Here is a 12,394-nt window from a genome sequence, read left to right as displayed (position 1 = left end):
GCACCGGTGGGTACGGTATTTCCGGTGTGGGGGGGGGATTGTTGTGTGCTCGAAGCCCGCGCTGCTACGTGTGCGCCCTCATCCACCCTGCGGCGAAGGCGAATCCGCCCGTAGAGGATGCGAGGAAGACGAGGACGAACGCCATGGCACTCGCCGGGGTCGATACGCCCTCGGGAATCACGAGGGCGGCGACGGCGGCGACCGCGAGGCTCCCGACGACGATCACGCCGGCGGCGACGACGGCCGCACACCTCTGCGGAGGACGACGACCAGCCGCTCGATGACGTCCGGCCGGGCGGCCCCGAGGTCGATCAGGACGACGCCGGTGGCCTTGGCCGAGCGCCAGTCGATCCCGAGGGACGGGAGTTTCACGTCGGCGGCGTTCAGGACGGCCTGGAGGTCGTCGAGGACGTCGGCCGCGGTGCGACGGTCCTCGGCCGTGATCTTGTCGATCATGCTGCTCATCGGGCATCTCACTGTTCGGTGTTCGTGATCCAACGCGCTTCGGCGTCCCACTCGATGCCGCCGTTGAGGGGCCGGAGGTAGGCGCGGCCCTGCTGCCACCCCATGAAGGCGGCCCAGCGTCCCGAGCGGACGTCGAAGACCCGCTCGCCGACGATGGAGGGGCGGTAGGGGCTGGAAGGCGGCGCCACCCGCCGCGCGGCCGGCGCCGCGGGGGTCAGGGAGGAGGCGTTCACCCGCGCCTCGGGGACGGAGTCGCCGCACTGCGCGCAGCGGCAGGGCGGAAAGTTCCGCCGCAGAACCAGGCTTTCGACACCCTGATTGTTCGTCATATTCACCGACTAGTCTCTCTCTGTTGCTATCCCCTCACCAAGAGTGTCTGCTCGCGACTAGTATCAGAAGAGCTTCACTTTGACAGCGAGCATTGTGGAAATCGGTGATCACCATGCCTCAGCGGGAACTAGACCCAACCTCATCTCCGAACGCGGCCATCGGCGTTCAGCTGCGACGCTTCCGCAAGGCGAGGGGGCTCACGCAGATCGAGCTCGGACGGCGGACCAACTACAGCGATTCACTCATCTCCATGATCGAGAACGGAGACCGCCCCGCGCCATTGAACCTCGTTCGCCGGTGCGACAAGGAACTCGACACCTGCGAGGCGCTTGAACTCCTGTACTGGACTGCCAAGAGCAGCACCTTGATCGGCGGATTCGTCGCCTTCATCGAGCACGAGCGCAAGGCCACGGCCTTCAAGGTCTACGAGCTGAACGTCATCCCCGGACTGCTCCAGACCCGGGCCTACGCCTCCGCGATCGTCAGCGCCGAGGCCCGACGGGGCGAGATCCCCGAAGACAAGGTCAGCGAACGCGTCAATGTCCGGATGGCGCGCCAAGCCGTGCTCTACCAGGAACCCGCCCCCTCGATCCGCATCGTCATGGAAGAGAGCTGCCTGCGGCCCGTCGGTGGCCCCTTCGTCATGGCCGAACAGCTTCGCCGACTGGAGAATGTCGCCGGCCTTCCGCACGTCATGCTGCAGATCGCGCCGTCCAGCCTCGGCGAGAACCTCCCGTCGCTCCTGCCGTTCACGCTGCTCACTTCCCCGAGCGGGGCGTGGATGGCCTACCTCGAAACCATCCAACGGGGCTACGTAGAGCGAGAGAACCAGGACAACATCCACTCCCTCGCAAGGACTTACGATTGGCTCCAGGCCCAAGCCCTCTCATGTGCGGACTCCCTGGCTCTCATCCGCACGCGTCTCAAGGAGTTCCACGCCATGTTCCCCATCGCGGCCTCCAAGCCCGTCTCCTGGCTGAAGTCCTCGTACAGCAGTGGCGGCGGCAACTGCATCGAGGTCGCACCGGGCATCTCCGGCATCCTCCCCGTGCGGGACAGCAAGGACCCCGACGGCCCTCAGCTCGCCTTCGACATGGACGCCTGGCAGTCCTTCGTCGCCGGCATCAAGTCCGGCGATTTCGGCAGCGGCTGAGAAGTTGTGACGGAGTGGGCCTCGCCCGCTCCAGGCGAGGCCCACTCCGCCCGCTCACGCCGCCACAGGCCTCGTCAGGCGGCGCACCAGAGTGACCAGTGCCTCCCGGTCCGCCGCCGGGTCGGTCGCGCCGGAGAGGAGCAGCCGCACCATCTGCGGCAGCGTGAACCACGCGTTCACCAGGCCGATCACCGCGAACATCAGCCGTCCCGGATCCACGTCGTCGGCCAGCTCGCCCGCCCGCTGCGCGGCCGCGAGGACGGCGACCTTCTCTCCGTAGTGCGCGGTGCGTTCGGGCTCCGCCGCCAGCGCCTCGGACTCCGTGCCGCGCTGCAGCCCTTCCCAGGCCAGCAGGCGGGAGAAGTGCGGGTTGGCCGAGTGGTAGTCGAAGACGCGTCCGGCGTAGTCGCCGAGCTCCAGCCCCGGCACCGGGGTGAGCGGCACCGCTTCCGCCAGCTTGCCGAGTTCGGACGCCAGCACTGCGGCGAAGAGCTGCTCCTTGCTGCCGAAGTACTGGTAGATCCGCTCCTTGTTCACTCCTGCCCGGGTGGCGACGCGGGCGATCCGGGCACCGTCCGGGCCGGATTCGGCGAACTCCTCGACGGCGGCGTCGAGGAGGAGTTGCTGCGTGCGTGCGGTGTCCCAGGCCATGGCACCACCTTAGCGCGAATCTCCAACCAAAGGGTTGGACATCCGCGTGCGCGCCTGCCAAACTCCAACCGACGGGTTGGAGTTTTGGGCATCCAAAGCCTCCAGCCGCTCACTCACGGGAGGAAACCGCCTTGAACACCGACAGCATCACCGCACCGGCCCCCGCCGCACCGTCCGTGCACCGCCGGGCACTGCTCACCTGGCTCGCCGTCTACCCGACCATCACCGCCGCCTTCGCCCTGCTCGGCCCCCACCTCGGGCGCCTGCCGCTGGTGCTGCGGACCCTGGTCATGACCGGTCTCGTCGTCCCGGTCGTCGTCTACGCCTTGCTCCCCCTGCTGCTCAAGGCGGAGAAGAAGCTCACCCACCGCCCCGGTCGACGGAAGTAGCGAGCACCCGGATCGGCGACAGCCGCCGCACCGCTCCGGGCGCCGGACGGAGGAGCTACCGCCCCTCGGCGACCAGGAAGCGGCCGGAGCGCCACTGCAGCCGCGCCGGGCCGCCGGTGGGCCAGTCGTGGTTCAGGTGGCGGCGGCCGCGGCCGAGGGCGCCGAGGTCCTGGGGCCGCAGCGTTCCACTCCTCAGGCCGCTCGCCTCGACGGCCGTCACCGGCATGATCGTCACGTACTGGGCATCGTCCCCGCCCATCCAGTCGACGACCTCGGTGAAGATCCACACGAACTGCTGCGAACACCCCAGGCAGCGCCGAAGGTTGACCGCGAAGCGCGAGCCGCCCACCACCTCCGCCTCGTGTTCGAAGCCCTCCCGCTGCCGGCCCCACACGGCCCGCTCGTCCTCGCCGTAGCACTTCGCGCAGCCGAACTCCGCCATCGGCCTTCCCATCGGTCGACTCCCTGTTCCGCGAGGTCCCGTGTCGCGGCCCATGATGCCCTCAGGGCCCCGGGGGCCGGTCGGGCAGTTCACCCGACCGGGGAACAATTCACGGACCGTTCCCGCACCGTTCGCGCCTCAGGGCGGATACCCGAACGGCCGGTTGACGCCCCGGGGCCCGGCACGGGCTTCGGACCGCACACCTCGAAGTCCGCGCCGACGGCTCCCGCGCCCGAACGGGCCGTCGCGCCGAAAGGTGACGCGTACATGTCCCAGATTTCTGGGATTCTCCTCGCCCACCCAGCTGGCACAGAATCGTCGCCAGGCCCTCCGGTGAGAGTGGAGGTCGGTCAAGTCACCTATCTGAAACAGGAGTTGATCAACGATGACCCGCTCCTTCAAGCACGCCGGTGCCGTCCTCGCGGCGGCGGCGCCTCGCTGTCCCTGTCCGGCGCGGACACGGCCGTCGCCCGGCCCGCAGCGGCCGGCGGCTCGGCCCGGAACTGCGTGGTGAGCGCGGAGGGCGGGCAGTAGAAGTGCTTCGGCGGCTACCGGGAGGCCATCAAGTCCGCCATCGGCGGGCGGGTCGTCGACGCTCCGTTGACCGCCGCCGCGCCCGCCCGGGACACCGGGGTCACCGAAGAGCTGAACTGTTCCAGCAACTCCTCCAACCTGATCGTCATGGGGACGATCCACCAGGGCTTCTTCTTCGAGGGCGAGTCCGTGACCTTCACCGGCCCGCACGACTGCATACGACGGCAACAACGCCGACCACTCCTTCGGCATCCCCGCCCCGCCCGGCGCGCCCCCTCCTCGGTGGCCGCCGGGGGGAGCAGGGTCGGGGCAGGGGGCGGCCGACCGGTAGCCCCGGCCGGCCGCCCCCGCCGCCGTTCTCCGGCAAACCGTTGGCGCGGGGCGGCCGCCGTGTCGACAATCACCGCATGGAGGAAATGAAGCCGTCCGACGGCGTCGTCACCCTGTCCCCGCTGTCCCCGGACGATGCCGAGGCCCATCTCCTGGGCGAGGACGAGGCGCTCGTCCGCTGGCTCAACGGCGGCCCCGGCACACGGGATGGCGTCGAGACGTACCTCCGCCACTGCCGGGAACAGTGGGAGGCCTCCGGGCCGCTCCGCGCGTTCGGCATCCGCGTGGAGCCAGGCGGGGTGCTCGCGGGGACGGTCGACCTGCGGTTCGCGGGGGAAGGCCTGGCTCCCGGCCAGGTGAACATCGCGTACGGCCTCTACCCGTCCTGGAGGGGGCGGGGCCTGGCGACCCGGGCGGTCCTCCTGGCCTCCCGGTACGCGGCCGCCGAGGGCGGCGTGGAGGCGGTGATCCAGGTGGAGCCGGAGAACACCGCCTCCACCGCGGTGGCGCACCGGGCGGGGTTCCTCCTCGACCGGCGGACGCACCGCGGGGACGGCACCCGGTCGGACCGGTACCACCTGGACCTGCGCACCACCGACCGCTGACGGGACGGCCACGGGACGCGGGGCGCAGGGCGCCGGCCGCGGGGCGCAGCGCACGGGGCGTCCCTCAAGGTCTCCCGCCGGCGGCGCCTCGCGGCGGAACGCGGCGCCTCGCAGCGGAACGGCGCCGACCAGTCGCCCGACCGCCCCGTCAGTCGGTCTCCAGCAGGACCGCCGGGAGCGCGCCGTCCAGCACCAGGGCCCGCGGCAGGGTGAGGCCGAAGTGGCGGCCGAGCACCTCCAGGCAGGTGCGGTGGAGGTCGTCGTTCTCCCGGTCGTGGTCGGGCAGCCCGGCGGCAGCCAGTTCGGCCGTCAGGGCGGCGACGGTGGCGGGCTCGCCCCGGACACCGTCGGGGCCCCAGCTGGCGTCCAGGTGGAGGTTGAGGAAGCAGGTCTCCCGGCCGTCCCGGTAGCCGCGGAAGAACGGCGGCACCGGCTTGCCGTTCTCCTCCTCGAACTCCAGGTGGTAGACCTCGGCGCCGCCGCGCGAGGCGGACGGCGACACACTCAGCTCGCCCTGCCAGTAGCCGTACACCACCGCGAAGGCGAGGTCGCCGCTGCGCCCGTGGTGCAGCCCGATGTCCTCGACGTCACCGGGGAATTCGAGTTCGTACTCCTCGACCAGGTCGTCCGCCGTGAGTTCGCCGAGCGGGCGCACGGTGCACCCCGGGAGTTCCTCGGCGATCCGGGCCACGAGCTCCTCGGGCTCCAGGCCGCGGGCCAGGACCACGCTGTAGCCGCCGAAGGCGATCGACTGGGGTTCGGCGAGCCAGGTGAGTGCGTCCGTCATGGTGATCATCATGACGCACGGGCCAACCGTTCGGTATTCCGAACGGCCGGGCAGCGCGGCCGAACCCGTTCCGCCCGCTCAGTGCCAGAGCCCCCACGAGGCCGGCCGGACCGGTTCCGCGAGGTGGCCGTGCTGCTCGGCCCGGTACTGCAGCACCAGCACCGAGCGGACCTGTTCGCCGTCCAGCGCGGTGTAGGCGTGCGGCAGCGCCGCGTCGAAGCCGATGTAGTCGCCGGGGCCGAGTTCGATCTCGCGCCCGTCGACCCGCACGCCCAGCCGGCCGGTCTGGACCACGGTGTGCTCGGTGCCGGTGTGCCCCCCGGAGTCCTGGGCGGCTCCGGCGCGCACCACCTGGTCGTACAGCTCGAACACCGCGTCCCCGGACTCGATCCGGCGCAGCGGGCGCAGGTCGACGCCCCGCCCGCTGAGCACCTCGGTCTCGGCCGCGCGCACCACCGTGACCTCGCCGCCCGGCCGGGCCTCGACCAGGTCGGAGATCGGCACGCCGAGCACCCGGGAGAGCCCGAGCACCGTCTCCAGCGTCGGGTTCCCGGCCCCGGACTCCAGCTGGGAGAGCGTCGCCTTCCCGACCCCGGCCTGCCGGGACAGCTCGGACAGCGACAGTCCGCGCTGGGCGCGCACCCGCTTCAGGTTGGCGGCGAGGACGCCCCGGACGGATTCCTCGGCATCGTTCACTCTCGACCTCTTCTCACCCGGCACTGTTCGATATACCGTACGGGACGCACACCGACGGACGGGGAAGCGTAGCGAAGCACCGCGCTTCCCTCACCCTCACCAGGAGACCTCAGTGACCGAGCCCGCCGAGCCCGCCGAGACCACGCAGCCCGCCGAGACCATCAAGTACCGGAAGAACGGCCTGACCCGCGGGGTCACGGACGAGCTCGCGGAGAGCATGACGCAGGGCTGGGCCGACACCGAGCGCACCGCCCTGGAGCCCGTCCCCCAGGCCGCGCACACCGCCCGCCGCCGCGCGGAGCTGTCCGCCGCCTTCCCCGGCGACCTGCTGGTGGTCCCGTCCGGCAACCCCAAGGTCCGGGCCAACGACACCGACTACCCGTTCCGCCCCTCCTCCGACTACGCCTACCTGACCGGCGACCAGTCCCAGGACGGCGTCCTGGTGCTCACCCCGACCGGCGACGCCGGCCACGAGGCCGTGCTCTACCTGCGCGACCGCTCCCGCGTCGACAACGGCGAGTTCTGGCTGGACGGCCACGGCGAGCTGTGGGACGGCCGCCGCAACAGCCTGACCGAGAGCGAGCGGCTGTTCGGCCTGCCCTGCCGGGACGTGCGCACCGTCCGCGCGGACCTGCGCGCCGCCACCGGCCCGGCGCGGGTGCTGCGCCGCCACGACGCGGGCGTGGAGGAGGCCCTCGCGGACCGGGCGGTCGCCGAGCGGGACGAGGAGTTCGAGGTCTTCCTGTCCGGGCTGCGCCTGGTCAAGGACGCGTTCGAGATCGAGGAGCTGCGCTTCGCCTGCGCCGCCACCGCCCGCGGCTTCGAGGACGTGGTGCGCGTCCTCGGCACCGACACCGAGACCGCCGAGCGGCTGATCGAGGGCACCTTCTTCGTCCGGGCCCGGGTCGAGGGCAACGACGTGGGCTACAGCACCATCGCCGCGGCCGGCCCGCACGCGACCACCCTGCACTGGGTGCGCAACAGCGGGCACGCCCGGCCCGGCGACCTGCTGCTGCTCGACGCGGGCGTGGAGACCAACCACCTCTACACCGCCGACGTCACCCGCACCCTGCCGGTCAGCGGCCGCTTCACCGAGCTGCAGCGCAAGGTCTACGACGCCGTGTACGCGGCCCAGGAGGCCGGTATCGCGGCCGTGCGCCCGGGCGGGCAGTTCCGCGACTTCCACCACGCCGCCCAGCGCGAGCTCGCCGAACACCTCACCTCCTGGGGCCTGTTCGGCGACCTGAGCGCGGACAAGGTGTACGAGCTGGGCCTGCACCGCCGCTTCACCCTGGCCGGCACCGGGCACATGCTGGGCATCGACGTCCACGACTGCGCCCACTCCCGCACCGAGGAGCACGTCGACGGCCCGCTCGTGGCGGGCATGGTGCTCACCGTCGAGCCGGGCATCTACTTCCAGGAGAACGACCTGACGGTGCCGGAGGAGTACCGGGGCATCGGGGTGCGGATCGAGGACGACATCCTCGTCACCGAGGACGGCAACGAGAACCTCTCCGCCGGCCTCCCGCGCCGCTCCGACGAGGTCGAGGCCTGGCTGGCCCGCCTGCGCGGCTGATCGGCTGATTCACGAAGAGCGGCACCGGGGCGTACCCGGTGCCGCTCGCCGTACGGCTACTTGAGCCGCTTGAGCCGCTCCGGCTACTTCAGCTGCTGCAGCGCCACGCCCACCCGCCGCACCGCCGCCTCGACGTCCTCGGGCATCCGGCTGGTGAAGCAGAGCCGGAAGAAGCCCGGCTCCGCGTTGTGCATGGTCCCGCCGGGCAGCAGGGAGACCTCGGTGGGTTTGGCGGCGAGGTAGCGGAACAGCCACTCCTCGTTCGGGTCGAGCCCGTCCGGCCCGATGGCCGGAAGCCCGTTCACGTGCTCACCGGGCGCGCGCTTGCCCAGGTACCTGCTGAGGTCGAGCCAGAAGAACATCGCGGCGTTGTCGCCGTCCCGGTGGACGTACTCGATCCCGGCGGCGTCCAGGGCGTCCTTGGTCCTGCGGAAGCTCGCGCTCAGCAGTCCGCGGTAGTCGCGCATCGCGCGCACGGGGTACGGCTCCCCGTCGAGGGTGGTCTTGAACAACTCCCCGACGACGTAGGTCTTCAGCGAGTCGAACGGGGTGAACCAGGGCAGTGCGCGGGTCTGCTCGGCCGGGTCGTCGCTGCCGAGCATGGCGCGGTGCACGGCCTCGTTCTTGGAGACGACGAATCCCGTGCGGAAGCCGGACAGCCCGAAGTCCTTGGCGAAGCCCCAGACCAGGTGGATCCGGTCGGCATGCCGCTGGTACGCGTCCAGGGCCACCGCGCTGGTGAACGGCGTCGTACCGGTGTCGAGTTGGGAATGACAGTAGATCTCGTCCGAGATGATGTGCAGATCGGTGTGCGCGAGCGCCCAGTCGTAGATCTCGTCGAGCAGTTCCTTGGGGTAGTTGACACCCAACGGGTTGTGCGGATTGGTGAGGACGAGCAGCCGCGGGGTGTGCCCCGCCTCCTTCCGCGCCTCGTAGGCGTTCACGATCAGGTTGAGGGTGAGCCGGTAGCGGTCCTCGCCGTGGGTGGGCAGGTGCACCGGGACGCACTTCAGCTTGGGCCGTTCCTGGAACGACCAGTTGAAGCCCTGCCAGTACGGCGCCGGGATCAGCACCTCGTCCCCCGGCTTGAGCGGCTCGCCGCCCGTCCCCTGCCGCCGCATGAGCCCGAAGGCGATGCACTCCAGCGCGGAGGAGACCCCGGCGCAGCCGAACACGTCGTCCATCGCGACCGTGCGGCCGAACGCCCGGGTGAGCAGGTCCGCCACCTGCTGACGCAGCCACGGTATGCCGACCGGGGCCATGTACTTGATGTTTGCCTCGGGGATCAGCCGGACCTTGTCGAAGACGTCCCGCTGCATCGAGTGGTGGTACAGCAGGACGTTCTCCGCGACGGACAGGTCGATCGCGGTGTCCGGTGCCAGGTGCTGGTGGTAGAAGGCGAGGGCCTGCTCGAAGTCGGGCAGGCCGGCGTGCAGGTCGGCGACCGCCTGGGGCGGGGCGAGCCTGAGTCCGTTCACGGTGGTGGTCATGGTGGTCCCCTGTCGGGTGAGCGGGTCCGGCGGTGCGCCGGAACGGTGCCGAACGACGCCGTTCGCACACGCATCGCCCCCAGCCGACCATGCCCCGGAACCGGCCGCCAGCGCTCGGCGGCCGTCCGGACGGCGCCCCTGCCGACGATCAGGCGGGCAGCGGCTTGGCCCACCGGCTCCACTGCGGCTGGGGCCGGTAGCCGGCCGCCTGCCAGGTGCGGTGGCCGAGGGCGTTGTCGTCCAGCACCATGGCGTCGGCGCGCCGCCCACCGAGCGCGGCGAAGCGTTCCTCGGCGGCCGCCAGCAGCGCGGCGCCGATGCCCCGGCGGCGGTGGTCCGGGTCGACGGCGAGCCGGTAGAGGTGGCAGCGCCAGCCGTCCCAGCCGGCGATCACCGTGCCGAGGACGGTCGCCGGGTCGTCGGCCGGGGTGGCGACGATCAGGCAGTCCGGGTCCCGGGCGAGCAGGGCGGTCACCCCCGCCTCGTCGTCCGTGATGCTGGTGCCCTTGGCGGCGCGGGCCCACAGGGCGAGCAGGACGGGGATCTCGGCGGGGACGGCGGGGCGCAGGGCGATCTGATCGGTCATGCGCGCCTGTCTAGCAGCCGTGCACCGCCGCCCACCCGGAATTCCGTACCGTGGACGTGTCTTGGACGGTCAGCCGAGCCGCCACACCGTCGTGGTCTTGACCGCGGTGTCCTCCAGGTCCGCGACCACCGGCACCTGGTAGGCCGCCACCGCGGTGAACCGCTCGCGGGGCAGGTAGGCCCGGCCCGGGTCGCCGACGACCACGGTCGCGCCGCGCGCCGCGGCCCGCTCCAGGAAGGGCAGGAAGCGGGCGGCCATGGCCCGTTCGTAGAAGACGTCGCCCGCGAGCACCACCTCGGCGGGACCGCCGTCGCCGTCCACCAGGTCCACCAGGGCGCCGTCCACCCGCACCCCGTTGGCCTCGGCGTTCAGCCCGATCGCGGCCACCGCGTAGGCGTCGATCTCGGCGGCGCGCACGTCCGTGGCCCCGCGCAGCGCGGCGGCCACCCCGACCAGCCCGGAGCCGGCCGCGACGTCCAACACCGTACGGCCGGCGACCAGTTCGGGGTGGTCCAGCACGTAGCGGGCGACCGCCACCCCGCCCGCCCAGGCGAAGGCCCAGAACGGCGGCGGCAGCCCGTCCTCCCCGCGCGCCCGTTCGGTGGTCTCCCACAGGGCGATGGCGTCCTCGGCCATGTGCAGGCTGATCTCGGACACGAAGGGGACGGGCTTCAGCTCGGTCTCCCGCCGGATGAAGGCGAGGTCCTCGGCGGTCTGAAGGGCGGGCGGGAGAGCGGATCGGAGAGTGCGCAGCTCACTCGGCATGTCCGCAGCATAGGGCCCGCGCGGGGGTGCTCCCCGCCACCCGTCCGGCGGGACGCCCCCACCCGCGTGCCCGACGGCCGGGTTCACCCCCGCTCGTCCACCACCCGCTTGATCTTCCCGACCGAGCGCTCCAGCGTGTACGGGTCCACCACCTCGGCCGCCACGGTGATCCCGACCCCGTCCTTCACCGCCCGGACGATCGCCGCCCGCGCCGCCGCCCGCTGTTCGGCGGAGGCCTCCGGCCGGGCCTCGACCCGGACGGTCATGTGGTCCAGCCGCCCCTGCCGGCCGAGCCGCAGCTGGAAGTGCGGCGCGACGCCCGGGGTGCGCAGCAGGATCTCCTCGATCTGGGTCGGGAAGACGTTCACCCCGCGCAGGATGATCATGTCGTCGCTGCGCCCGGTGACCTTCTCCATCCGGCGGAAGGCCGGCCGCGCGGTGCCGGGCAGCAGCCGGCTGAGGTCCCGGGTGCGGTAGCGGATGATCGGCAGGGCCTCCTTGGTGAGCGAGGTGAAGACCATTTCGCCGCCCTCCCCCTCCGGCAGCACCTCGTCGGTGAACGGGTCGACGACCTCCGGGTAGAAGTGGTCCTCCCAGATGTGCAGCCCGTCCTTGGTCTCGACGCACTCCTGGGCGATGCCGGGGCCGACCACCTCGGAGAGGCCGTAGATGTCGACGGCGTGCAGGTCGAGCCGCTCCTCGATCTCGCGCCGCATCTCCTCCGTCCAGGGCTCGGCCCCGAAGATGCCGACCCGCAGCGAGGTGCCGCGCGGGTCGACGCCCTGCTTCTCGAACTCGTCCAGGAGGGTCAGCAGGTAGGACGGGGTGACCATGATGATCTCGGGTTCGAAGTCCAGGATCAGCCGCACCTGGCGGGCCGTCATGCCGCCGGAGGCCGGGATGACGGTGCAGCCGGCCCGCTCGGCACCGTAGTGGGCGCCGAGGCCGCCGGTGAACAGCCCGTAGCCGTAGGCGATGTGCACCTTGTCGCCGGGCCGGCCGCCGGCCGCGCGGATCGAGCGGGCGACCACGTCGGCCCACATGGAGAGGTCGTTGTCGGTGTAGCCGACCACGGTCGGCAGCCCGGTGGTGCCGCTGGAGGCGTGGATCCGGCGGACCTGCTCCATCGGGACGGCGAACATGCCGAAGGGGTAGCCCTCGCGCAGGTCGGCCTTGGTGGTGAAGGGGAAGCGGGCGAGGTCGTCCAGGGTGCGGCAGTCCTCGGGGCGGACCCCGGCGGCGTCGAACTTGCGGCGGTAGAGCTCGACGTTGTCGTACGCGTGCCGCAGGGTGGCCCGCAGCCGGGTGAGCTGGTGGGCGCGCAGCTCGTCCGGGGTCATCCGCTCACCGGCGTCCAGGAGCTCCGGCGGGATCGGCTCCCCGAGGTGTCGGTGCGGGACGGGTGCGGTGCCGGTCATCGTCGCTCCTTCGCTGCTCGGCCGGGTTGCCCTGCCACGGGCACCGACCGATCGTTCGGTCAGCCCTGTTCGCTCCATTGATCCAGTACCCGAACCACCTGTCAAGGGATCGCACGAGGCTTCCGGAATGTGAAGTTCCGACCACTTCGAGGTGACTTCACCTCGACAGCTTGGCTG

Annotated in this window: 15 protein-coding genes; 4 read left to right on the top strand and 11 right to left on the bottom strand. The window is 71.6% G+C overall.

Features of this window, described 5'->3' with window-relative positions:
• Positions 1 to 222: 222 nt before the first annotated feature.
• On the bottom strand, positions 223 to 465 hold the full coding sequence (locus ACFVHV_RS10695) for a hypothetical protein (protein WP_380350628.1): 243 nt from the start codon (positions 463 to 465) through the stop codon (positions 223 to 225).
• 8 nt (positions 466 to 473) lie between these two features.
• Positions 474 to 794: a hypothetical protein gene (locus ACFVHV_RS10690; RefSeq protein ID WP_380350627.1), complete on the bottom strand. Its 321-nt coding sequence runs from the start codon at positions 792 to 794 to the stop codon at positions 474 to 476.
• 113 nt (positions 795 to 907) lie between these two features.
• On the opposite strand from ACFVHV_RS10690, the gene ACFVHV_RS10685 reads away from it, so the two are divergent.
• The gene (locus ACFVHV_RS10685) at positions 908 to 1,948 is read left to right on the top strand and encodes a Scr1 family TA system antitoxin-like transcriptional regulator (RefSeq protein ID WP_380350681.1); all 1,041 of its coding nucleotides are present in this window, start codon (positions 908 to 910) and stop codon (positions 1,946 to 1,948) included.
• Positions 1,949 to 2,002: 54 nt separating this feature from the next.
• On the opposite strand, the gene ACFVHV_RS10680 is transcribed toward ACFVHV_RS10685, so the two are convergent.
• The gene (locus tag ACFVHV_RS10680) at positions 2,003 to 2,599 is read right to left on the bottom strand and encodes a TetR family transcriptional regulator (protein ID WP_380350626.1); all 597 of its coding nucleotides are present in this window, start codon (positions 2,597 to 2,599) and stop codon (positions 2,003 to 2,005) included.
• Between the two features lie 131 nt (positions 2,600 to 2,730).
• Between ACFVHV_RS10680 and ACFVHV_RS10675 the strand changes: the two genes are divergently transcribed.
• Complete coding sequence (locus ACFVHV_RS10675) at positions 2,731 to 2,988, top strand: hypothetical protein (RefSeq protein ID WP_380350625.1); 258 nt, start codon at positions 2,731 to 2,733, stop codon at positions 2,986 to 2,988.
• Between the two features lie 55 nt (positions 2,989 to 3,043).
• On the opposite strand, the gene ACFVHV_RS10670 is transcribed toward ACFVHV_RS10675, so the two are convergent.
• Both ACFVHV_RS10670 and ACFVHV_RS10665 read right to left on the bottom strand, forming a co-directional pair.
• A complete protein-coding gene (locus ACFVHV_RS10670; RefSeq protein WP_380350623.1) occupies positions 3,044 to 3,442 on the bottom strand; it encodes a hypothetical protein in 399 nt (132 codons plus the stop codon).
• Positions 3,443 to 3,978: 536 nt separating this feature from the next.
• Entirely contained in the window at positions 3,979 to 4,113 is a 135-nt protein-coding gene (locus ACFVHV_RS10665; RefSeq protein WP_359899604.1) for a hypothetical protein, read from the bottom strand.
• Between the two features lie 258 nt (positions 4,114 to 4,371).
• On the opposite strand from ACFVHV_RS10665, the gene ACFVHV_RS10660 reads away from it, so the two are divergent.
• Positions 4,372 to 4,899 carry a GNAT family N-acetyltransferase gene (locus ACFVHV_RS10660; protein WP_380350621.1) on the top strand — a complete coding sequence of 176 codons (528 nt, stop codon included), beginning with the start codon at positions 4,372 to 4,374 and terminating at the stop codon, positions 4,897 to 4,899.
• 148 nt (positions 4,900 to 5,047) lie between these two features.
• Here ACFVHV_RS10660 and ACFVHV_RS10655 read toward each other — a convergent pair whose 3' ends face one another.
• Positions 5,048 to 5,686, bottom strand: a complete 639-nt coding sequence (locus ACFVHV_RS10655) for a hypothetical protein (protein WP_380350619.1) — start codon at positions 5,684 to 5,686, stop codon at positions 5,048 to 5,050.
• Positions 5,687 to 5,764: 78 nt separating this feature from the next.
• A complete protein-coding gene (locus tag ACFVHV_RS10650; protein ID WP_359899610.1) occupies positions 5,765 to 6,382 on the bottom strand; it encodes an XRE family transcriptional regulator in 618 nt (205 codons plus the stop codon).
• 112 nt (positions 6,383 to 6,494) lie between these two features.
• On the opposite strand from ACFVHV_RS10650, the gene ACFVHV_RS10645 reads away from it, so the two are divergent.
• The gene (locus tag ACFVHV_RS10645) at positions 6,495 to 7,958 is read left to right on the top strand and encodes an aminopeptidase P family protein (RefSeq protein ID WP_380350617.1); all 1,464 of its coding nucleotides are present in this window, start codon (positions 6,495 to 6,497) and stop codon (positions 7,956 to 7,958) included.
• An 83-nt stretch (positions 7,959 to 8,041) separates the two neighbouring features.
• Here ACFVHV_RS10645 and ACFVHV_RS10640 read toward each other — a convergent pair whose 3' ends face one another.
• From ACFVHV_RS10640 to paaK, 4 genes are all read right to left on the bottom strand, one after another.
• Positions 8,042 to 9,448 carry a pyridoxal phosphate-dependent aminotransferase gene (locus ACFVHV_RS10640; protein WP_380350615.1) on the bottom strand — a complete coding sequence of 469 codons (1,407 nt, stop codon included), beginning with the start codon at positions 9,446 to 9,448 and terminating at the stop codon, positions 8,042 to 8,044.
• A 148-nt stretch (positions 9,449 to 9,596) separates the two neighbouring features.
• Positions 9,597 to 10,034, bottom strand: coding sequence for a GNAT family N-acetyltransferase (locus tag ACFVHV_RS10635; RefSeq protein ID WP_380350614.1), 438 nt, complete (start codon positions 10,032 to 10,034; stop codon positions 9,597 to 9,599).
• Between the two features lie 69 nt (positions 10,035 to 10,103).
• Positions 10,104 to 10,799, bottom strand: a complete 696-nt coding sequence (locus tag ACFVHV_RS10630; protein WP_380350612.1) for a class I SAM-dependent methyltransferase — start codon at positions 10,797 to 10,799, stop codon at positions 10,104 to 10,106.
• Positions 10,800 to 10,882: 83 nt separating this feature from the next.
• A complete protein-coding gene (paaK, locus tag ACFVHV_RS10625; protein WP_380350611.1) occupies positions 10,883 to 12,217 on the bottom strand; it encodes a phenylacetate--CoA ligase PaaK in 1,335 nt (444 codons plus the stop codon).
• Positions 12,218 to 12,394 lie beyond the last annotated feature (177 nt).

Origin of the sequence: Kitasatospora sp. NPDC127116, from assembly GCF_042677365.1 — a bacterium.
GTDB lineage: Bacteria > Actinomycetota > Actinomycetes > Streptomycetales > Streptomycetaceae > Kitasatospora > Kitasatospora lactacystinica.
The sequence above is the reverse complement of the archived record's forward strand: the minus strand, read 5'-3'. Positions and strand labels throughout refer to the sequence as shown.

What these genes read in the sequence shown, in the direction of transcription:
- ACFVHV_RS10690 (WP_380350627.1), bottom strand. Translation starts at nt 794, where the DNA reads ATGACGAACAATCAGGGTGTCGAAAGCCTGGTTCTGCGGCGGAACTTT.
- ACFVHV_RS10635 (WP_380350614.1), bottom strand. Translation starts at nt 10,034, where the DNA reads ATGACCGATCAGATCGCCCTGCGCCCCGCCGTCCCCGCCGAGATCCCC.
- ACFVHV_RS10640 (WP_380350615.1), bottom strand. Translation starts at nt 9,448, where the DNA reads ATGACCACCACCGTGAACGGACTCAGGCTCGCCCCGCCCCAGGCGGTC.
- paaK (WP_380350611.1), bottom strand. Translation starts at nt 12,217, where the DNA reads ATGACCGGCACCGCACCCGTCCCGCACCGACACCTCGGGGAGCCGATC.
- ACFVHV_RS10655 (WP_380350619.1), bottom strand. Translation starts at nt 5,686, where the DNA reads ATGACGGACGCACTCACCTGGCTCGCCGAACCCCAGTCGATCGCCTTC.
- ACFVHV_RS10665 (WP_359899604.1), bottom strand. Translation starts at nt 4,113, where the DNA reads ATGACGATCAGGTTGGAGGAGTTGCTGGAACAGTTCAGCTCTTCGGTG.
- ACFVHV_RS10660 (WP_380350621.1), top strand. Translation starts at nt 4,372, where the DNA reads ATGGAGGAAATGAAGCCGTCCGACGGCGTCGTCACCCTGTCCCCGCTG.
- ACFVHV_RS10680 (WP_380350626.1), bottom strand. Translation starts at nt 2,599, where the DNA reads ATGGCCTGGGACACCGCACGCACGCAGCAACTCCTCCTCGACGCCGCC.
- ACFVHV_RS10630 (WP_380350612.1), bottom strand. Translation starts at nt 10,799, where the DNA reads ATGCCGAGTGAGCTGCGCACTCTCCGATCCGCTCTCCCGCCCGCCCTT.
- ACFVHV_RS10670 (WP_380350623.1), bottom strand. Translation starts at nt 3,442, where the DNA reads ATGGGAAGGCCGATGGCGGAGTTCGGCTGCGCGAAGTGCTACGGCGAG.
- ACFVHV_RS10685 (WP_380350681.1), top strand. Translation starts at nt 908, where the DNA reads ATGCCTCAGCGGGAACTAGACCCAACCTCATCTCCGAACGCGGCCATC.
- ACFVHV_RS10695 (WP_380350628.1), bottom strand. Translation starts at nt 465, where the DNA reads ATGAGCAGCATGATCGACAAGATCACGGCCGAGGACCGTCGCACCGCG.